Annotated in this window: 19 protein-coding genes; 4 read left to right on the forward strand and 15 right to left on the reverse strand. The window is 67.4% G+C overall.

The features are described 5' to 3' along the window. Positions 1-35 precede the first annotated feature (35 nt). Entirely contained in the window at positions 36-533 is a 498-nt protein-coding gene (locus AAC691_RS13915) for a YbaK/EbsC family protein (protein WP_342627344.1), read from the forward strand. 136 nt (positions 534-669) lie between these two features. Next, positions 670-1,575, forward strand: a complete 906-nt coding sequence (locus AAC691_RS13920; protein ID WP_342627345.1) for an EamA family transporter — start codon at positions 670-672, stop codon at positions 1,573-1,575. Between the two features lie 128 nt (positions 1,576-1,703). Here AAC691_RS13920 and AAC691_RS13925 read toward each other — a convergent pair whose 3' ends face one another. The 4 genes from AAC691_RS13925 to purU form a co-directional block, all read right to left on the reverse strand. After that, on the reverse strand, positions 1,704-2,615 hold the full coding sequence (locus AAC691_RS13925; RefSeq protein ID WP_342627346.1) for a DMT family transporter: 912 nt from the start codon (positions 2,613-2,615) through the stop codon (positions 1,704-1,706). A 162-nt stretch (positions 2,616-2,777) separates the two neighbouring features. Continuing rightward, positions 2,778-4,859 (reverse strand): EAL domain-containing protein, encoded by a 2,082-nt coding sequence (locus tag AAC691_RS13930; RefSeq protein WP_342627347.1) that lies wholly within the window; start codon positions 4,857-4,859, stop codon positions 2,778-2,780. Positions 4,860-5,130: 271 nt separating this feature from the next. Beyond that, positions 5,131-5,881 (reverse strand): IS5 family transposase gene (locus AAC691_RS13935; RefSeq protein ID WP_342627348.1). Its coding sequence is split into 2 segments (ribosomal slippage): positions 5,131-5,557 and positions 5,556-5,881, totalling 753 coding nucleotides; the frame shifts between segments, so codons are not numbered across the junction. A 138-nt stretch (positions 5,882-6,019) separates the two neighbouring features. Next, positions 6,020-6,901: a formyltetrahydrofolate deformylase gene (purU, locus tag AAC691_RS13940; RefSeq protein WP_323989382.1), complete on the reverse strand. Its 882-nt coding sequence runs from the start codon at positions 6,899-6,901 to the stop codon at positions 6,020-6,022. A gap of 186 nt (positions 6,902-7,087) precedes the next feature. On the opposite strand from purU, the gene AAC691_RS13945 reads away from it, so the two are divergent. Then, positions 7,088-7,594, forward strand: a complete 507-nt coding sequence (locus AAC691_RS13945) for a DUF2721 domain-containing protein (RefSeq protein ID WP_246285419.1) — start codon at positions 7,088-7,090, stop codon at positions 7,592-7,594. A gap of 266 nt (positions 7,595-7,860) precedes the next feature. Then, entirely contained in the window at positions 7,861-7,992 is a 132-nt protein-coding gene (locus AAC691_RS13950) for a hypothetical protein (RefSeq protein ID WP_281362735.1), read from the forward strand. 33 nt (positions 7,993-8,025) lie between these two features. On the opposite strand, the gene AAC691_RS13955 is transcribed toward AAC691_RS13950, so the two are convergent. The 11 genes from AAC691_RS13955 to ptsP all read right to left on the reverse strand — a co-directional run bounded on the left by AAC691_RS13955 (position 8,026) and on the right by ptsP (position 19,125). Next, positions 8,026-9,684 (reverse strand): glycosyltransferase family 39 protein, encoded by a 1,659-nt coding sequence (locus AAC691_RS13955; RefSeq protein WP_342627349.1) that lies wholly within the window; start codon positions 9,682-9,684, stop codon positions 8,026-8,028. Positions 9,685-9,758: 74 nt separating this feature from the next. Then, positions 9,759-10,526: a glycosyltransferase family 2 protein gene (locus AAC691_RS13960; RefSeq protein WP_408904632.1), complete on the reverse strand. Its 768-nt coding sequence runs from the start codon at positions 10,524-10,526 to the stop codon at positions 9,759-9,761. Positions 10,527-10,540: 14 nt separating this feature from the next. Then, positions 10,541-11,035 (reverse strand): F0F1 ATP synthase subunit B, encoded by a 495-nt coding sequence (locus AAC691_RS13965; RefSeq protein ID WP_342627350.1) that lies wholly within the window; start codon positions 11,033-11,035, stop codon positions 10,541-10,543. A 30-nt stretch (positions 11,036-11,065) separates the two neighbouring features. Beyond that, the gene (locus AAC691_RS13970) at positions 11,066-11,677 is read right to left on the reverse strand and encodes a hypothetical protein (protein WP_342627351.1); all 612 of its coding nucleotides are present in this window, start codon (positions 11,675-11,677) and stop codon (positions 11,066-11,068) included. A gap of 14 nt (positions 11,678-11,691) precedes the next feature. Continuing rightward, complete coding sequence (locus AAC691_RS13975; RefSeq protein WP_012224283.1) at positions 11,692-11,916, reverse strand: ATP synthase subunit C family protein; 225 nt, start codon at positions 11,914-11,916, stop codon at positions 11,692-11,694. Positions 11,917-11,972: 56 nt separating this feature from the next. After that, positions 11,973-12,722 (reverse strand): F0F1 ATP synthase subunit A, encoded by a 750-nt coding sequence (locus tag AAC691_RS13980; RefSeq protein WP_176641113.1) that lies wholly within the window; start codon positions 12,720-12,722, stop codon positions 11,973-11,975. A gap of 33 nt (positions 12,723-12,755) precedes the next feature. Continuing rightward, entirely contained in the window at positions 12,756-13,091 is a 336-nt protein-coding gene (locus AAC691_RS13985) for an AtpZ/AtpI family protein (RefSeq protein ID WP_342627352.1), read from the reverse strand. A 178-nt stretch (positions 13,092-13,269) separates the two neighbouring features. Next, positions 13,270-14,847, reverse strand: a complete 1,578-nt coding sequence (gene purH, locus AAC691_RS13990; protein WP_342627353.1) for a bifunctional phosphoribosylaminoimidazolecarboxamide formyltransferase/IMP cyclohydrolase — start codon at positions 14,845-14,847, stop codon at positions 13,270-13,272. Positions 14,848-14,936: 89 nt separating this feature from the next. Continuing rightward, complete coding sequence (locus AAC691_RS13995; RefSeq protein ID WP_342627354.1) at positions 14,937-15,749, reverse strand: aminotransferase class IV; 813 nt, start codon at positions 15,747-15,749, stop codon at positions 14,937-14,939. After that, a complete protein-coding gene (locus tag AAC691_RS14000; protein ID WP_342627355.1) occupies positions 15,746-17,233 on the reverse strand; it encodes an anthranilate synthase component I family protein in 1,488 nt (495 codons plus the stop codon). The genes AAC691_RS13995 and AAC691_RS14000 overlap by 4 nt, the downstream gene beginning before the upstream one ends. Before the next feature lie 5 nt (positions 17,234-17,238). Continuing rightward, positions 17,239-19,125 carry a phosphoenolpyruvate--protein phosphotransferase gene (gene ptsP, locus AAC691_RS14005; protein ID WP_408905999.1) on the reverse strand — a complete coding sequence of 629 codons (1,887 nt, stop codon included), beginning with the start codon at positions 19,123-19,125 and terminating at the stop codon, positions 17,239-17,241. Between the last annotated feature and the right edge of the window lie 189 nt (positions 19,126-19,314).

The raw sequence follows: 19,314 nt of genomic DNA on the forward strand, positions 1-19,314 counted from the left end.
ATCTGCATTAAGGCCGACATTGTACGGGGGCAGAGATGGATCAGCATATCGACGATATTTTTCACCGGTTACTACTACTATTCGAAGAAAAGCAGGTACGTTTCAATCTGATGCGCCATGCGCCCGAAGGGCGCACTGATCTTGCAAGCGAAATCCGCGGACATAGGCTCGAGTGTGCAACAAAGGCGATGGTTGTAGCCGTACATCGGCCAAAGGCTGCTATTGCGTATTTCCTGGCTGTGGTCCCTGGCAACCGGCTGATTGATTTTAAGGCATTAAAACGGATTTACAATGGTGATGCTAAACTGGCGTCACCCGAGGCGGCTGGAGAATTGACCAGATGCGTGATGGGGGCCGTGCCTCCGCTGTCGTTCGATGCCCGGTTGAATGTCGTGTTCGACGAGCACTTGCTACATGAACCTGAATTCGTCTTTAATGCTGGCCGTCTCGACGCATCGATTTTTATCAATAGCGCCGATTTCCTGAAGATTACCCGCCCGGACACAGGCTCGATATCGAAGCCAATGCGGTAGGATCCATATCTATCTAATATAGGTCACGACGAAGGGCCGACGGTCTGCGTCGCACGTTTTGCAGTTTCGTCGTGATTGTGCATGCTCGTTGTAATTGACTGACGTGCTTGTTTTTTTGGATGGGGAGGAATATAAAATGAATAATATGAAATTCAGGCATATATTAGAAATTATACTTGTAGTTCTTATATGGGGATTTAACTTCGTCATAATCAAAATCGGCCTGAGCGGCTTCTCACCGTTGCTTTTGTGTTTCGCGAGATTCTTCTTAGCCGGCTTCCCAGCCGTTTTTTTTGTAAAGCGCCCCTCCGTTCCATTCGTAGGAATGGTCGCATACGGGCTGTTCAATTTTGTGGGACAGTTCGTGTTTCTATTTACAGGAATGTTTCTCGGAGTTTCTGCTGGACTGGCATCGATTATTTTGCAGATTCAAGTATTTATTACTCTGGCTTTAGCGGCTGTTTTTTTGCGGGAACAGCCCAATATGTTTCAGGTTGCAGGAGCCATTGTTTCTTCGGTCGGCATCGGGCTACTCGCTTTCCATGCAGGCGGCGATGTAACCCTTTCGGGCCTCTGCTTTGTCTTGATGGCGGCATTATCTTGGGCGTGTGGAAACATTGTCGCTAAAAGTTTTCGAGGTGTCGACGTGTTTGGACTCGTCGTATGGGGAAGTGCGCTCGCATCGGCTCCGCTTTTTGTTTTATGTGTGTATGTCGACGGTTGGACTAGCATCACCAATAGCGTAGAGAAGCTCGGGATTCATTCGATCCTAGCGCTGGCGTATCTCGTATATCCGACGACGCTCCTCGGCTATGCATTCTGGAATAAGCTACTAGGTCATTATCGGGCCGCACAGATTGTGCCTTTTACGCTGCTCGTGCCCGTTGTTGGGCTGGCTTCGTCGGTCTTGGTTTTGAGCGAGCCGCTTGAGGAGTGGAAGATCGCGTCATCGGTTCTTGTATTCTCTGGGCTATGCATCAACGTGCTTGCTCCGCGCCTGATGCAATTTTATCGCGTAAGCCGGCGAATCTCCATTCGATAGGAACGCGACGGTTTGTCAAGCGGATTGAACAAATAGAAGCCTTGCTATCGGTCATTTTGTTTCTAGACGTCGATACACCGGAGCGAACAATCCACTCGGACTGTGAGACCTTCCCAGCAATTGACGGGTCACGGCTTGCAGAAAAGGACTAGCAGCCGGTCGGCGCGGGCGAAGGTGACCAGGTTGCCCAGCAGGATCAGGGCGATGCCCAGGGTCATGTTGGCGGTCCAGCGCGTGCCCTCGCACACGACCGAGATGATGAGGGCGACGGCGGGAGAGAGGATCGTCGTATAGGCCGCGCGGTCGGCGCCGATGCGGTGCACCAGGTGCAGATAGGCCAGGAACGCGACCACCGACCCCGGCAAGGCGAGATAGAGCAGGGCCGCGATCCAGGCCGCATCGGCCGGGGCCGCGAAGCCGTGCCCCGTGGCCAGCAGGCGGACCGCCAGGAACAGGCAACCCCAGAGCATGCCGCGAAACACCGCGTTGGGCAGGTCGGTCCCCGCCGCCGCCGCGCGGCGCGACAGCATGTTGCCGCAGGAGAACAGGAAGGTGCCGAACAGCGCGAGCCCAGCCCCGCGCGCATCGATGCCCCCGTGGCCCGCGCCCCCGTGGCCCATGCCCCCTTGGCCCACGCCGGTCATGACGGCGACGCCCAGGATGGCGACGCAGCCGCCCGCCATGCCGCGGCCGTCGGGACGCCGGCGGAAGAACAGCCACTGGTTGAGCGTGTTGAACAGGGTGGCCATGCTGAAGATGACCGAGACCATGCCGCTGGACAGCAGGGTTTCGGCATCGTAGATCGCCAGGAAATTGCCCGAGAACATGCACGCCCCCATCGGGGCCAGCCAGCCATGCAGCCGCGCCGGCACCCGCCGCAGCCGCCCCGACAGCGCCAGCCAGGCCCCCATCGTCAGCGCGGCGATCAGGAAGCGCCAGAAGATCGCCACGTCCGGCCGGGTCGCGCCGACCTGGACATGGATGGCGAACCATGTCGTGCCCCAGATCAGCACCACCGCCAGGAATAATGCGGCCAGCATGTGGGTTTTCTCCTTGTCCGGATGGGGGGTCCGTTCTTTTTTGAAAAAAAGAACCAAAAAACTTTTGGACGTTTTCGGGGATTTTTGCAGAGTGAGAAAAAAATCTCATAAAGAATCAGGGTTTTTTCTTTCCTTTCGGAAGATGGAAGATAAAGGAAGAGGTCAATCCGTCTGGTCCAGAAGGGGCTGGATGTCGGCGGCCGGGCATGGGCGGCTGATGAAATAGCCCTGGATTTCCGGGCAATTCACCCGCCTGAGGTAATCGAACTGTTCGCGCGTTTCCACGCCTTCGGCGGTGGCGATCACGTTCAGGCTGCTGCACAGGCCGGTGATCGCCCGCACGATCGCCGCCCCGTCGCCGCTGCCGTCGCCCAGGTTGCGCACGAAGCTGCGGTCGATCTTGATGCGGGTGAAGGGCAGGCTGTTGAGGAAGCTGAGCGAGGAATAGCCGGTGCCGAAATCGTCGAGCGCGATCTGGACCCCCATGTCGCGCAGGCGGCGCAGGATGCGGGCCGCGCGGGGTACGTCGTCGATCATCGCGGTTTCGGTAACTTCCAGTTCCAGCCTGCAGGCATCGAGCCCCGAACGGCGCAGCGCGCCGGCCACGCTTTCGATCAGCCCGTCATGGCGGAACTGGGCGGCCGAGACATTCACCGACACGACGATATGCCGGGGCCAGGCGGTCGCCTGGCGGCAGGCGGCATCGAGCGTCCAGATGCCGATATCGTAGATCAGGCCCATGCTTTCGGCCGCCGGGATGAAAGCGCCGGGCGCCAGCAGGCCGCGGGTCGGATGCTGCCAGCGGATCAGGGCCTCGACCCCCACGATGCGGTTGCTGTCGACATTGAGAACCGGCTGGTAGAACAGCACGAATTCATGATGCGCCAGCGCGCGTTGCAGGTCGCGTTCGAGATCCATGCGCTGCTGGCGCAGGCGGTCCATGGCGGGTTCGTAGAAGCGGATGCCGTCGCCCGAACGATCCTTGGCGTGCTGCAGGGCGATGTCGGCGTTCCACATCAGCGTACCGCAATCGGTGCCGTCGCCGGGGAAGCGGACGATGCCGATGCCCACGCCGACCGTGACCTCGTGCCCCAGGACCGACATCGGGCGCGACAGCACCAGGCGCAGGTGCCGGGCCTGGTCCAGGAGGGCGGATTCGGACAGGTTCGCGATGAGCACGAGCGCGAACTTGTTGCCGCGGATATGGGCCGCGATGTCGGACGGGTTCATCACCCGGCGGACGCGGTCGGCGACGACGCGCAGCAGGTCGTCGCCGGCGGCGTGGCCCATCGTGTTGTTGATGCGCTTGAAGCCGAACAGGTCGAAATAGAAGATGGCGAAACCGTCGGGTTCGGTGTGGCACAATGTCCGCAGATGCGTCTGCAGACCCTGGAGATTGGCCAGGCCGGTGACGTCGTCATGATGTTCGAGAAAGCGGGCGCGGCTTTCGGCCCGGCGCAGGTCGGTCACGTCGTGGCAGTGCAGCATCACGCGCCCGTCGGAAAGCCCGGTCCAGGACAGGCGTACCGCCCGGCCGAGGCGCTGGATTTCGGCACCGCCCCGAAGCACTCCCCCCGGCGGGGCGTCATGCGGGAACGTGTCGTTTGCGGTCGCCTCGTCCAAAGGCGCCTTGTCCGGAATCGCCTGGCCCAGAGTCGCCTGCCCCGGGGACGCGCCGCCATGCAGCGTGCCGCCGCCGAGGCTGGAGAGCGAGGCCAGGATGGCATCGAGCGGCGTCCCGGGCCGAAGCACCATGTCCGTCAGGCCGAGGATCTCGGCGAAGCGCGGATTGCAATAATGCAGGCCGCGATCCGCCCCGAACAGGGCGACACCTTCGGAGACATGCGGCAGGATCGATTGTGCCGCCCCATCGGACAGGCCGTCGGATGCCGCGGACATGTCGAAGACCAGCGCGCAGGAGAACGGCGCGTCCGCCGTGCCGGGGACCATGCCGGAAAGGGGCCGGATTTCCACTCGGGCAGGAAAGCGCGCGCCGGTCTTGCGCGCCAGCAGGGTGGTCCGGATGTCGGCCGGCGACGGCGCGCCGTCCGACGAGAGGGGAAACAGCGCGGCGAACGGGCGACCGAGCATGTCGGACGCGCTGTAGCCCATCAGCCGTTCGGCGTCGGGGCCCCAACCGGCGACCTGGCCGGACGCATCAAGAACGCAGACGAAATGATCGAGCGACGGCGCGGCGTCCGGCCTGGAGCGGGACGCGCGCGGCGTGTCGGTCAGCGCCGCCATAAGCGGCCATCTGTCAGGACCCAGCCGGCCAGTGAAGACAATATTCCTGCTCCGCGATCCGCCGGCGCTGGACCGTCATGGTCCGGAACGATCCCTCCGCGGGACCGGACCGCCGCCGGTAAAGACCGAGCGCGAGTCTAGTGTCCTGATTCCGAAATTCGCAAGCGAATTTTGGAATCGAAAGGACACTAGAATCAATATTTTAGTGGCCTGCTGATCCGAGAAATTCTCATAAGAATTTCTCGGGCAGGACACTAGGGTCTGTGGGGATTTAGCGTGAGTTGATGACACCTGCGGCGAGATATATCATCGCCTCGAAGCTCCGGTCGGTTTTGCAGGCTCGCATGGCGATGCGCTTGAACTCCTTGAGTTTGCAGAAGAAGTTCTCGATCAGGTGACGCCATTTGTATATCTCTTCGTCAATGGCGCGCGGGTTCTTGCGCTGTGACCGTTGTGAGATGACGACTTTCGCGCCTCGCTGGTCGAGTTCTTCGATGATCCAGTTGGCATCAAAGGCCTTGTCGCCCAGCAGGGCTTCGAAGTTGATGCCATCGATCAAAGGGGCGACGCCGATCGTGTCGTAGCGGTTCCCCGGTAGCAGTTTGAAGCGAACAAGGTTGCCCAAGGCATCGGTCAGGGCCAGGATCTTGGTCGTTATCCCGCCTTTGGAACGACCAATGGCCTGGCTCTGAGTCCCCTTTTGCGCCTTGGCCGTGCCGGTGGACCTTGACGATAGTGGCATCAACCATGGCGTATTCCATGTCGGGGTCTCCCGACAAGGCATCAAAAATCCGCTTGAAAACATCGGCTTCGCGCCAATCACGAAACCGGCGGAATGCCGTATTCCAGTTGCCGAATGTGGCAGGAAGGTCCCGCCATGGGCTGCCTGTTCGGACAATCCAAAGAACCGCCTCAATGAATAGCCGGTTGTCGCGGCCACTGCGTCCGGGATCAGACAGCTTACCCAGGCAATGCGGTTCTATCTTCGCCCATTGGGCATCGGTCAGTACTAAGCGATCCATCCAGAGGGTGAATCACATCTCCGCTAAAATAGGAATCCCAAATCCCCACAGACCCTAGGAAGTCCATGCGCCAAGTCAATATGGCTTCATCCGGCACGGCGCAGGTCGGTGCGATAAAGAAACGTTGCCGGCGAGGGGTCAGTCGCCGAAGACCACGGTCTTGTGGCCGTTGAGGATCACCCGGTCATCGAGATGGTAGCGCACGGCGCGGGCCAGCACGCGGCGTTCGATGTCGCGGCCCTTGCGCACCAGGTCGTCGGGCGTGTCGAAATGGCTGACCCGTTCGACGTCCTGTTCGATGATCGGGCCTTCGTCCAGGTCGGCGGTGACGTAATGGGCGGTGGCGCCGATCAGCTTGACGCCCCTGGCATGGGCCTGGTGATAGGGGCGCGCGCCCTTGAAGCCCGGCAGGAAGGAATGGTGGATGTTGATGCACTGTCCCGACAGGCGCGCCGACAGCGAATCGGACAGGACCTGCATGTAGCGGGCCAGCACCACCAGTTCGGAATTGGTCTGCTGGACCAGGGACCACAGGCGTTCTTCCTGCGCGGCCTTGGTGTCCTGGGCGACGGGCAGGTAATGGAAGGGGATGTCGCCCATGTCGATATGGGCATAGGTGTCGCGCGGGTGGTTCGCGACGATGGCGGTGGGGGTCATCGGCAGTTCGCCGATGCGCCAGCGATAGAGCAGGTCGACCAGGCAATGGTCGAATTTCGACACCATCAGCAGGACCCGGCGGCGCTGGGCGCGGTCATGCAATGTCCAACTGATGCGGAAGCGCGCGGCCACCGCGTCCAGCCGGGCGCGCAGCCATTCGGTGCGTTCGGCGTCGGCGCGGCAGGAGAAGACGACGCGCATGAAGAACAGGCCGGTTTCGACGTCGTCGAACTGCTGGGCCTCGGTGATGTTGCCGTCGGCCTCGAAGAGCGTGGTGGCGATGGCCGCCACGATGCCCGGCCGATTGGGGCAGGACAGCGTCAGGGTATAGGTCGCCAGCATGCTGGCCGGGTCTTGGGTCATGTCGGGCAATCGTTTGAGCGAGTGAGGATACTCGATAAAATAATAACATAAAGCGTTTTCGCCGAACACCGGTTCGGCGAAAACGCCCTGTGTGGCGGACCGGGAACTCGACCCTGCCGGCAGCGCATTGACGGGTGGGGCCAGGATTGCATCATGCGGCTTTACCCGCCACGGAAAGACCCTGCCTTGTCCCCTTTTCCCGGATTGCTGCCCGATGAGCCGGTCGACAGCGTCGCGCACCTGATCCAGACCGCCCTGACCCCGATCTTCATGCTGTCGGGGATCGGGACGCTGTTGAATCTGTTCAACACGCGGCTGGCCCGCGTGTCGGACCATATCGAAAAGGCCACCGACGCCCTGAAGGCGGCCGCGAACCGGGCCGAGCGGCTGCATCTGCACCGGCACCTGACGCATCTGCACCGCCGGACGCTGCTGCTGGATGCGTCGATCCTGCTGGGGGCGGTCGGCGGCGCATCGACCTGTGGCGCGGCCTTCGTGCTGTTTCTGGGCAGTCTGCGCGATTCCGCGGTGGCGTCGTGGCTGGTGATGATGTTCGCGCTGGCGCTGGCCTGCACCGTGGGCGCGCTGGCGACCTTCCTGTGCGACAGCCTGGTGGCCTGGCACGGGCTGCGCGTCAGCACGTCGTGGGCACGCAAGGCACGATTTTCGGTTAAAACACCGAAAGGTCAATAAATGTGCAGATTGCATATTTATTGACCATCTTTATCCGATGATCGCCATGTCGGGGGAGCCGGCGCCCAAACGGTCATCAGCGGGACGTGCCGGGCCGCTTGTTCAGCAGGGAAAATAAAGTTGGTCCTGTTCAAAGAGTAATCAGACTATTCGTTTAGAGATTACTATGCGTTTTCCTGTTATCAGACCCCAAGTTCTTTTGTGTTGCGTGTAGACGGGATTCCGTGTTGGTTCCGCCCGCAATCAAATCCAAGGGAATTCGGATAATGTTTATTCAGGAAATCGGTAACCTGGTCGCCAGCTCGATGCATTTTGCGTCGTTCGTGCAACTGGTCGCCTTTCTGCCCGCCGTCGCCGCGCTGATGCTGGCCACCGCGATGTCGGACCGCGTGGCCTGAGGCGACGCGCCCCGAAGGGCGGCCGCCGGTGATTCAGGGGGTCGCCGGCCCGAACAGCCCGATATCGAGATGTTTGCCGGTCGAGTAGTTGAGACCGGCGACGCGGCCGAATTCGGTCACGTCCAGCCCGTCCTGGCGCAGCCGGGCGCGGAAGGCGGGTTCGTCCCGGCGATCGACCAGGGCGAGGCCGCAGGCGCGGTTGTCGCGCAGCAGGTCGGCCGCGCCGGCGGGGCCGACCAGGGCGGTATTCTGCCCGACCAGGAAGACCAGGCTGGGTTCGGAAAACGAGGCGGACGCCACGATCGTATCCGGGCATGGCCGGTAGTCGTCGACCAGGGCGGCGAGGCGGGGGCTGAGCCAGATCGCCTGCAGGTTGGGGATGACGGTCAGGAACAGGCCGACATGGATGATCGCCGCCGCCGCGATGGATGTCATGGCGGCGCGCAGCACGTGGCCGCCGATCACGAACCAGGCGGCGGCCACCACCAGCGGCAGCGCCCCCACCGGCACGATCAGCGCCGCCGGCACCACCTGGTGCTGCAGGCGCCACAGCAGGACGGGACCGGCCAGCGACAGGGCCACCCCGATGGCGAACCACAGCCCGCCATAGACCGCCAGCACGATTTTGCCCCAGCGCGCCGCCGGCCATGACCAGCGATGCGGCATGGCCATGATCGCGGCCGCCGTCAGCAGGGCGATGGCCGGATAGGTCGGCAGCACGTAATGCGGCAGCTTGGTCGCGATGGCTTCGAACACCAGCCAGTGCGGCACGATCCAGCAGAGCAGGAACCGCACGGAAGGCGTGCGCCGCCGCGCCCAGACATAAGGCAGCGCCATGGCCGCGAAGAGCGAACCTGGCCAGAAGGCGATGGCGAAGACGGCCAGATGATAGCCGGGCGGCAGGCCGTGCGCCTGCTGGCCCGAGGCGACCTTGCCCAGGAAATTGTTGCCCACCGCACGGGCGAAGAAATCGCCGTGGCTGACGACGCCGATGGCGATGCACCACGGCAGCACGATCGCCAGCATCAGCGCCCAGCCCCAGGCGGGGCGCAGGCGGCGCCACCAGTCGGTCCGCCGCTCGACCAGCGCCAGGGCCAGCGGCGTGCCGAAGCCGGGGATCAGCACCACCGGGCCCTTGAGCATGAGCCCCGCGCCCAGCGCGCCCCAATAGAGCAGCGCCGTGGCGAGCGGGGTCAGCCGGTCGCGGTCGCGATCCAGCCAGGCGCGCAGCAGCGCGGTTTCGGCCAGCAGCACCGCCAGCAGGAGCGTGGTGTCGATGGTCGCCATGCGGCCCTCGGCCGTCACCAGCACCGCGACGGCGAGCAGGCCCGCCGCCAGCAGGCCGCTGGCCGGGCCGAACAGCGTGGCGCCGATCCAGGCGGTGAGCGTGACGGCGGCGGTCACCGCGATCAGGGAGGGAATGCGATAGGCCCAGACGGCGTGCCGGCGCAGCGTGCCGGTGGCGGCGACCGAGGCGGCTTCGAGCCAGTAGATTCCGGCCGGCTGCAAATAGCGCGGACGGTCCTGGAAGCGGACATCGATGAAATCGCCGCTGCGCAGCATCTGGGCGCTGGCTTCCATGTAGCGGGGTTCGTCACGGTCCAGCGGCGGCAGGCTGGCGCGACCCGGCAGGAAGATCAGGAAGGTGCACAGCGCGAGCAGAACATAATGGCGCATGGTCAGCCGCGTCATCCGGCACGTGTCCTTAGGGCATCATCCGGCCGGATGGACTCCGACCGGATAAAGATGATCGCCAAAACAGTGAACTAGCGTTCGGTGACGCGACGTGGGAGCCTTGTGCGGTTGTTCAGCCACATCACGCCCATCAGGTCCCGGATGCCGACCAGCGCCCGGTTGAGGTTCGTGTATTTGGAATGCCCGTGCAGGCGGCTGCGGTGCCGCACCGGCAGGCAGACCAGCGGCACGCCGTAATGGCCCATCAGTGCCGGCAGGAAGCGGTGCAGCCCTTCGAATTGCGGCAGGCGCAGGAAATCGGCGCGCTGGAACAATTTCATCGGCGCGCCGGTATCGGGGCAGCCGTCGCGCAGCAGCCGGCGGCGCAGCCCGTTGGCCAGGCGCGTGGCGACGACGCGCGACAGCCGGTCCTGCCGGCGGAGGCGGACGCCGACCACCAGCGGGGGCCGGCCCGGAGCCTGCTGCGCCGCGTCGAGCATGGCGGCGATTTCCATGGGGTCGTCCTGCCCGTCACCGTCGATGGTGGCGATCCAGCGGCCGCGCGCGGCCTCGATGCCCGTGCGCAGCGCCGCGGACTTGCCCAGCCGCCGGTCGTGGCTGAGCACCCGCAGATTGGGCAGCACGCCGGCCTGCCGCGCCGCCAGCAGGGCGTCGACCGTGCCGTCGGTGCTGCCGTCATCGACGAAGATGAATTCGCAGGCCGGCAGGCGGGCGGCGGCTTGGGCCATTTCGGCGCAGACCGGACCGATATTCTCGGCCTCGTTCAGGACCGCCGCGACGATGCTGAGCACGATATCGTGCGCGGCGTCCGGGCGATCGGAAGGCGGGGGGGCGGTCAGAAACGCGGCCCCGGTCAGGCGGCGTGCCGGGCCAGGGCCGACGGCAGGTCGGCGATGGCCCGGTCGATGATCGCGGCGCCGGCCTCGACCGGCAGGGCGGCGGCCAGAACGTCGCGCGTGGCGGCGACGGCGACGTCGATCGCCGCCTGCCGGACCTCGCGCACCGCGCTGCGTTCGGTGGCCGCGATGCGGTCGCGGGCCATCTGTTCGCGTCGCAGGGCGACGGCCTCGGCCTCGCGCTTCGCGGCCTCGGCGATGCGGGCGGCCTCGGCGAGGGAATGTTCGACCAGGGCGCGGGCCTCGGCCAGCGCGGTCTCACGCTCGCGGGTCGCATCCTCGAGCATCTGCTCGGCCTCGCGCCGCAGGCGGGCGGCCTCATCAAGGTCGGCGCGGATGCGCGCGGCGCGGCCGTCCAGCGCGGCGGCCAGCGGGGCCCACAGCTTCCTGCCGAACAGGACGAAGAAGAGGACGAACGCGACAGCCGACCAGAAACGGGGTTCGTGCAGCATGAGGATGGACCTGTTCCTTTGCGTCCGCGGTCAGAAGCCGCGCGCGGCGGCGGCGTGATCCACCTGCCGGGCCAGCAGGTCGGCCGGCGCGGACGTGCCGGTCACCTGGTGGACCAGGGTCTGCGCCGTGTCGCCGGCGATCTGGCGCAGCGACCCGAGCGCTTCGGCGCGGGCGTGGGCCACGCGGGCCTCGGCGTCGCGGATTTCCTGCGCGAGGCGGGCATTCATGTCCTGCGTCTGGCGAAGGGCGGCGAGGCGCGCGTCCTCGATCACCTTTTCGACGTTCGCCTGCGCCTCGGCCATCGCGGAGCGGCGGGCCTGGTGCAGTTCGTCCACCGCGGCGTCGGCATCCTGCTTGGCGCGGCGGGCGATGTCCAGATCGTTGTCGATCGTCTGGCGCCGGCCGGCCAGCACCTTCTCGACCCTGGGCAGGGCCGAGCGGCTGAGCAGCAGGTAGAGCACCAGGAAGATCGCGCCGCCCCAGATCACCTGGCCGATGACCAGCGGGTTGGCGAAATCGAGCTGCGGCATGCCCACGGCGCGCGCGCCCGGCGCGGCCATGACCAGCAGCGGCAGGGCCAGCGCGCACGTCGCGAGAGACGACGCCGCCTTGCGGGTGATCGACACCGCGGAACGTGCCACGTCGGCCTCCGGACTTAGACGAACAGGATCAGGAAGGCGATCAGCAGGGCGTAGAGGGCCACGGCTTCGGTCAGGGCGAAGCCCAGCATGCCCAGGCCGAACACGTGCGGACGCGCGGCGGGGTTGCGGGCGATGCTGCTGACCAGCGTGGAGAAGATGTTACCCAGGCCGATGCCGACGCCGGCGAGGGCGATAACGGCGATACCGGCACCAATTTCCCGGGCTGCAGCGATGTCCATAGCGAGGCTTTCCTTGGTTGTTCAGGCGTTCAGGAGAGGCTGGGGATAGGCCGCGATCAGTGTGCGACCGCCTCCCGCAGGTAGATGCAGGTGAGGATCGCGAACACGTAGGCCTGGAGCGCGCCCACCAGCAGTTCGAGCGCCATCAGCGCGACATTGATGACCACCGGCCCGACGGCGAGGACATCGCCGAACAGGCCGAGCCCGGCCAGCATGATCGTGAAGGCGGCGAACATTTCGAACATCACGTGGCCCGCCACCATGTTGGCGAAAAGACGGATCGACAGGCTCACGGGACGGGAAAGGAAGGAGAGGATTTCGATCGGCACCAGCAGCGGGGCCAGGGCCAGCGGCGCGCCGGCCGGCATGAAATGCGCGAAGAATTTCGCGCCCTGGACCCTGAGCGACACGATGACCGACAGCACGAACACCAGCAGCGCCAGCGCGAGCGTGACCGCGATATGGCTGGTGAAGGCGAAGGAAAAGGGCAGCAGGCCGAGATAATTGCCGGCCAGGATGAAGAAGAACAGCGTGAAGACGAACGGGAAGAAGGCGCGGCCCTCGGCCCCGATCGTATCGACCGCCATGTCGTGGATGAAGTCGTAGCAGATTTCCGCCGCGGCCTGCAGGCGGCCCGGCACCACGGCGGCGGGGCGCATGCCCAGATAGAGGAAGCCCAGCACCAGGGCCGACGCCACGATCATCATCGCCGGCGACTGGCTGAAGCGCAGCGATTGACCCAGCCCACCCAGAACCGGATGGAGCGCGAACTGGCCCAGTGCGTCGATGGTGGATCCGGCCGCCAACTTCGTCTTCCCTCTACCGTTCCGGCCCTGCGGTTACAGGCCCGGCTTGTCCCCCGGCGTGTCCAGCGGCCTGACCAGACGCCAGACATTCAGCACGCCCGCAGCGCCGCCCAGGAACGCAAACAGGATCAGGAAGGCCGGGCGCGTGCCGAGCCACCGGTCGAGCCCCCAGCCGATCGCGACACCGACCGCGAGGGCCGATACCATCTCGGTGCCCGCCCTGAGAACCACGCCCAGGGCCGACATGTCGCTGGCGGACAAGCCGCTGCCCTGCGCCGCCGGCGCCGCCCGGTCCGGATTGTTCCGGTCCATGGCCTGCTTCAGGCGGGTATCGAAGGACTGGCGGGAGCTGTCCGTATCCTTACCCAATGTTCACACCTCCAGGCGGGTGCAGGCGCTAGCTAACGACGCGGCATGAGGCTGTCAAGCAACGCGCACCCCCCGATGCGCGGAAAACGGGGATATGCGCGGCCGCCGCGGGCATGACGGTTTCGAGATAGGTCCTAACGCGCGGCGGGCCGCCCGGCTGCGCGGGCGTCGCCGCCGGTCAGTGGCGGAAATGCCGCATGCCGGTGAAGACCATGGCGATGCCCGCGCGGTCGGCGGCGGCGATGACCTCGTCATCGCGGATCGAGCCGCCCGGCTGGATCACCGCGGTGGCGCCGGCGGCGATCGCGGCCTCGAGCCCGTCGGCGAAGGGGAAGAACGCGTCGGAGGCGACCACGCTGCCGGTGGTGAGCGGCTGGTCCAGCCCGGCGGCGCGGGCGGCGTCGGCGCCCTTGAGCGCGGCGATGCGCGCGGAGTCCACGCGGCTCATCTGTCCGGCGCCGATGCCGACCGTGGCCTGGCCGCGCGCATAGACGATGGCGTTGGACTTGACGTGCTTGCCGACGCGGAAGGCGAAGACCAGATCGGCCATCTCGGCCTCGGTCGGGGCGCGGCGCGTCACGACGCGCAGCGCGTCGGGCAGGATGCGGCCGTCGTCGCGCGTCTGGGCCAGGAAGCCGCCGGCCACGGAACGGACCACCACGCCGCCCTGGGCCGGGTCGGGCATGGCGCCGGTCAGCAGCAGGCGCAGGTTCTTCTTCCTGGCCAGGATGGCCTGGGCCTCGTCCGTCGCGTCGGGGGCGACGATGACTTCGGTGAAGATCGTGGCGATGCGCGACGCGGCGTCGGCGTCGAGCGTGCGGTTGAGCGCCACGATGCCGCCGAAGGCCGAGACCGGGTCGCAGCGCAGGGCCAGGTCCCATGCCGCCGACAGGCTGTCGGCGGTGGCGACGCCGCAGGGATTGGCGTGCTTGACGATGACCACGGCGGGGGCATCGAATTCGGCCACGGCCTCGAACGCGGCGTCGGTGTCGTTGAGGTTGTTGTAGGAGAGCGCCTTGCCCTGCACCTGGCGCGCGGTGGCGACGCCCGGGCGGGTGCTGCCGTCGGCGTAGAAGGCGGCCTGCTGGTGCGGGTTTTCGCCGTAGCGCAGGCTTTCGCGGCGGATGCCGGCGATGGTCAGCCGTTCGGGCAGCGCGTCGCCGCGCTGGCCGGCGAACCAGGACGCGATCGCGGAATCATAGGACGCGGTGCGGGCATAGGCCGCGCCGGCCAGGTCGCGCCGGGCGGCCAGGGTGGTGCCGCCGGCGGCCAGGGCGTCGATCACCGCGCCGTACTGGGACGGGTCGGTCAGCACCGCGACATGGCCGTGATTCTTGGCCGCCGCGCGGATCAGCGCCGGGCCGCCGATATCGATGTTCTCGATGCAGTCCTCGGGGCCGGCGCCGGAGGCCACCGTGGCCTCGAACGGATAGAGATTGACCGCCACCAGGTCGATCGGGGCGATGCCGTGTTCGTCCATCTGCGCCAGGTGCGCCGGCAGGTCGCGCCGGCCGAGAATGCCGCCATGGATCTGCGGCACCAGGGTCTTGACCCGTCCGTCCAGGATTTCGGGGAAGCCGGTATGGTCCGAGACCTCGGTCACCGGAAGGCCGGCATCGCGCAGGGCACGGGCCGAGCCGCCGGTCGAGAGGATTTCGGCGCCGTGGGCGAGCAGCGCGCGCGCGAGGTCGAGCAACCCCGTCTTGTCGGAAACGGAAATCAGCGCGCGGCGGACCGGCACTTGCGTCTGGGTCATCGCGGGGGCGACCTTTCACGGATGGAACGGACAGGAAGCCCGCGTCCTTATCCAACCCGGGCCGGTGGAGCAATGATCCTGTGCGCCGGTCAGTCCCGCAGGGCGGCGCGCACCCTGTCCGCCAGCCCGTCCGGGCAGGGCAGCGGGTCGCCGTCCAGGCTGGCGATGGGGCGCACCGACAGGCTGTTGACCAGCAGCGCGCCCCGGGCGGCGCGCACGTCGCCGGGGGTGAGCGGGGCCTCGGCCGCCAGGCCGCGCGCCAGCAGCACGGCGCGGGCGATGCCCGGCAGGGCGCCGTCATCGAGCGGCGGGGTCAGGAGCCCGTCGTCGCAACTGACCAGCAGGGTGCTGATCGTGCTTTCGGCGAGGCGGCCGGCAGCGTTGAGCAGCAGGGCGTCGTCGGCGCCGCGCTGTTCGGCTTCGAGCCGGGCGAGGATATTGGGCAGGTAATTGAGGCTTTTGACCCGCGACAGCGGCGAGGCGGCGTCACGCGTGATGCGGGTGCTGACGACCACGCGCGCCGGGGGCGGGACGGCGGCGCCGGACGCGGCGGCGGAAAAGGGGACGACCAGCAGGGTCGGCGCGGGGCGCGGGGGCGGCAGCAGGCCGCGCGGGCCGGCGCCGCGCGTGAGCGTCAGCCGCAGCGCGCCGTGGGCGACATCGTTGCGACGCAGCACCTGGCACAGCGCGTCCTCGATCCGGTCGAGGTCGGGCGGGGGGAAGCACAGGATGGCGGCCCCCTGGCGCAGCCGGTCGAGATGGCGGGACAGGTGGGCGATCCGGCCATCGGCCACGCGCATCGTCTCGAACAATCCGTCGCCCAGGGTCAGGCCGCGATCGGCGGGGTCGATCCGCGCCTGATCGGCCGGCACCAGCCCGTCATTCAGCCAGAGCCAGGTCATGTCCCGCCCCCTATGGGGCCGGGGGACCGGTCGGCCCCGAACAGGGCCAGCAGCGGTGCGATCTTGAGGCGCATTTCGGCATATTCCCGTTCGGGGTCGGACAGGATGGTGATCCCGCCCCCGGCGGCGGCGGTGATCGTCCGCCGGGTGGTGGCCAGGGCGCGGATGATGACCGAACTGTCCATCGCGCCATCGGTTCCGATGCGGAACACCGCGCCGCAATAGGCGCCGCGCGGCGAGGATTCGAGCCTGTCGATGGTCTGCATGGCGCGGTGTTTCGGCGCGCCGGTGACCGAGCCCGGCGGCAGGGCGGCGCGCAGCAGGTCGAGCGCGTCGTATCCCGGCGCCAGAGTGGCCGCGATTTCGGACACCAGGTGATGGACGTGCGCGAAACGTTCGACCGAAAACAGTTCGGGCACGCGCACGCTGCCCAATTGCGCGACGCGGCCGAGATCGTTGCGCATCAGGTCCACGATCATCAGGTTCTCGGCGCGCTCCTTCTCATCCATCGCCAGGGCGGCGCGCAGGGCGTCGTCCTGTTCGGGGGTGGCGCCGCGCGGGGCCGTGCCCTTGATCGGCCGGCTGCGCGCCACGCGGTCGGGGCCGAGCTGGATGAAGCGTTCGGGCGAGGCGGACAGCAGCCCGAAATCAGCCCCGCACGCCAGCCATGCGCCGAACGGCGCCGGGCTGGCGCGGCGCAGGGCGCGGTAAATGGCGTGATCGGCCAGCCCGCACGGGCGCGCGGCGCGCAGGCGGCCGGTGATGTTGACCTGGAAGATGTCGCCAGCCGCGATCCGGTCCACCGCGCGGGCCACGGCGGCGACATAACCGGCATGCGGCCGGTCCGGCACGAAATCGAGGCGCGGCAGGCCGGCCGGCAGCGGCGCGGGGGACAGCGCCGCCCATTCGGCCCGCATGGCGGCGAACAGGGCGTCGGGCGCGGGGGCGATGCCGGCGAGATGCACCTGGCGGCGCACCCGGTCGAACAGCAGCGCGTGGTCGTAGAGGCCGGCGGCGAAATCCGGCTGGCCGGATTCCGGGTCGGGCGCGTGGCGGGTGGCGAGTCCTTCGAGGGCCTGGCCGAGCGCGTAGCCGGCGAAGCCGATCGCGCCCCCGACGAAGGGCAGCGGATCATCACCCTGCCCCGTTTCGGCACTCGTTTCGGCGCCCGTTTCGGCAAGCGGCGCCGGGGCGGGCAGGAGGCGGCGCAGCACGGCCAGCGGGTCGGCGGCGAGCGGGTGGGTATCGGGCAGCGCCGTGCCGTCCAGCCGACAGGGGGCGCCGCGCCGCCAGTCCAGCGTGTGGCGCGGGCGGCGACACAGGATGGTCCAGCGGGCGCGGATCGCGGGGTCGCCGCCGCTGTCGAGGCAGGCCAGCCATGCCTCGTCCCGCCAGGCCCACAGCACGTCGTCGGGGTCGCGCCAGGGCAGGGTGAGCACACGGACGGGACCGGCCGGCATGGGCGCCGGCAGGGATGCCAGCATTCGGGTCAGGTCCCGGCGGCGAATGCGTCGACCAGGGACGTGACCTCGGCCACGTCGGGGGCTTCCATCACCCGGTGGGCCAGGCGGCGGCAATCCTCGAACGACACGGCACGCACGGCGCGCTTGACCCGAGGCACCGCCGAGGCGGTCATCGAGAAGGAGCGCAGGCCCAGCCCGACCAGCAGCGGCACCGCGCGCGGGTCGCCGGCGATTTCGCCGCAGATCGAGATCGGGCGATATTGGCGCAGCGCGGCCTCGGTCACCGTCTGGATCAGGCGCAGCACCGCCGGGTGCAGCGGGTGGTAGAGGGACGCGACCTCGGCCGAGGCGCGGTCGACGGCGAGGGTGTACATCGTCAGGTCGTTGGTGCCGATGGCCATGAATTCGGCCTCTTGCGCCAGGGCGTCGCCCATCAGGGCGGCGGCGGGGGTTTCGACCATGATGCCCAACGGCGGCAGATTGTCGTCCAGCCGTACGCCCTTGCGGCGCAGGCGGCGGGCAACGCGGTGATAGATGTCCCGGGCCTCGCGCAGTTCGGGGACGGTGGTGACCATCGGCAGCATGACGCGCACCGGCCCCGCCGACGATGCCTTGAGGATCGCCGCGAACTGGCTTTCCAGCACGGCGGGATGGCGCAGCAGCAGGCGCAGGCCGCGCATCCCCAGCGCCGGATTGACGCTTTCGCCCTCGCCGCGCAGCCCGGCGCGGTCCAGGGCCTCGCTGTGCTTTTCGCCGCCCCAGTCGACGACGCGGATGGTGGTGACGTCGCCCGCCATCGCGGTGACGATTTCGGAATAGATCGCCGCCTGCGCGTCCACGTCGGGCATCGCCTGGGCGTTCATGAACAGGAATTCGGTGCGCAGCAGCCCGATGCCCGCGGCGCCGGACTGGGCGATCAGGGGCAGTTCGGCCGGGAGTTCGAGATTGGCCTGGAGCTGGAGCTTCTCGCCGCTGGACAGGCGGGCCGCCAGGCGGCGCAGCCGGCCGAGCGCCTGGCGTTCGCGCGCATGGTCGGCCACCCCGAGCCGGGCGGCCGCCAGCGTGTCGGGCGCGGGATCGACCACCACCGTGCCGGCGGAGCCGTCCACCACCATGGTCGCCCCGTCACGCACCCGGGCCATCAGCCCATGCGCCGCCAGCACGGCGGGAATGCCCAGCGCGCGCAGCATGATGGCGGTATGGTCGGTCGCGCCGCCTTCCTCGGTCGCCACGGCGACGATGCGCGAGGGGTCGATCAGCGCGGCATCGGCCGGGCGAAGCTGTTCGGCGACCAGCACCGCGCCCTCGGGCACGGCGCTGAACGACCGGAAGGGCATGCGCCCCAGGTTGCGCAGCAGGCGGCGGCCGATTTCGCGGAATTCGCCGGCGCGGCGCTGGGCGGCGTCCTCGGCTTCGGACGAGGGCGTCTCGCCGCCGAGGGTGGCGGCGGCGAGCTGTTCGGTTTCCTGGCGGACGGCGGCCTCGGCGGTCAGCCCGTCCTGGGTGATGCGGCGGCGGATGCCGCGCAGCAGGCGCGACGGGCCGAGCATGCGGCGATAGACGTCGAGCAGCGAGCCGATTTCGATCTGGCTGTCCTCGGGCAGCAGGGCCAGCCGGTCGCGCAGCCGTTCGACCTGGCGCAGCGAGCGCGCCAGCGCCTCGGCCAGGCGGGCGAGTTCGGGGGCCGGGTCGTCGGCGCGGGCGGTGGGGTCGACCTGCGGCGCCGGGCTTTCGACCGCGATGGCGGCCGGGCCGATGGCGACGCCGCGCACCGTGGCGTCGCCGGCGAAACGGTGTTCCACGGGGCGATTCCGGGGGGGTTCCGGCGGGCGATTTTGCGCCGGACGGCGGGCCTGGCGTCGCGCGGGGCGCGTGGGGCGAGACGAGCCGTCCGCCCCGTCGATCGTCGTCATGGCTCGGAGCCTGAGCAGCCAAGCGGGCTGACGAACGCACGCGCCGCGCAGCGACACGGAAGGCGTGGGTTTTCGAGCATCGGAGCGGCGCGGCCTTGTTGGCCGGTCGCCGCGAAGCGTAGGAAACGCGCGTCGGATCGCCGCCAAAAGCGCTTTTGGAACCGACTCTTGGAGCCTGGCCGGACATGT

The organism is Nguyenibacter vanlangensis, assembly GCF_038719015.1.
GTDB lineage: Bacteria > Pseudomonadota > Alphaproteobacteria > Acetobacterales > Acetobacteraceae > Gluconacetobacter > Gluconacetobacter vanlangensis.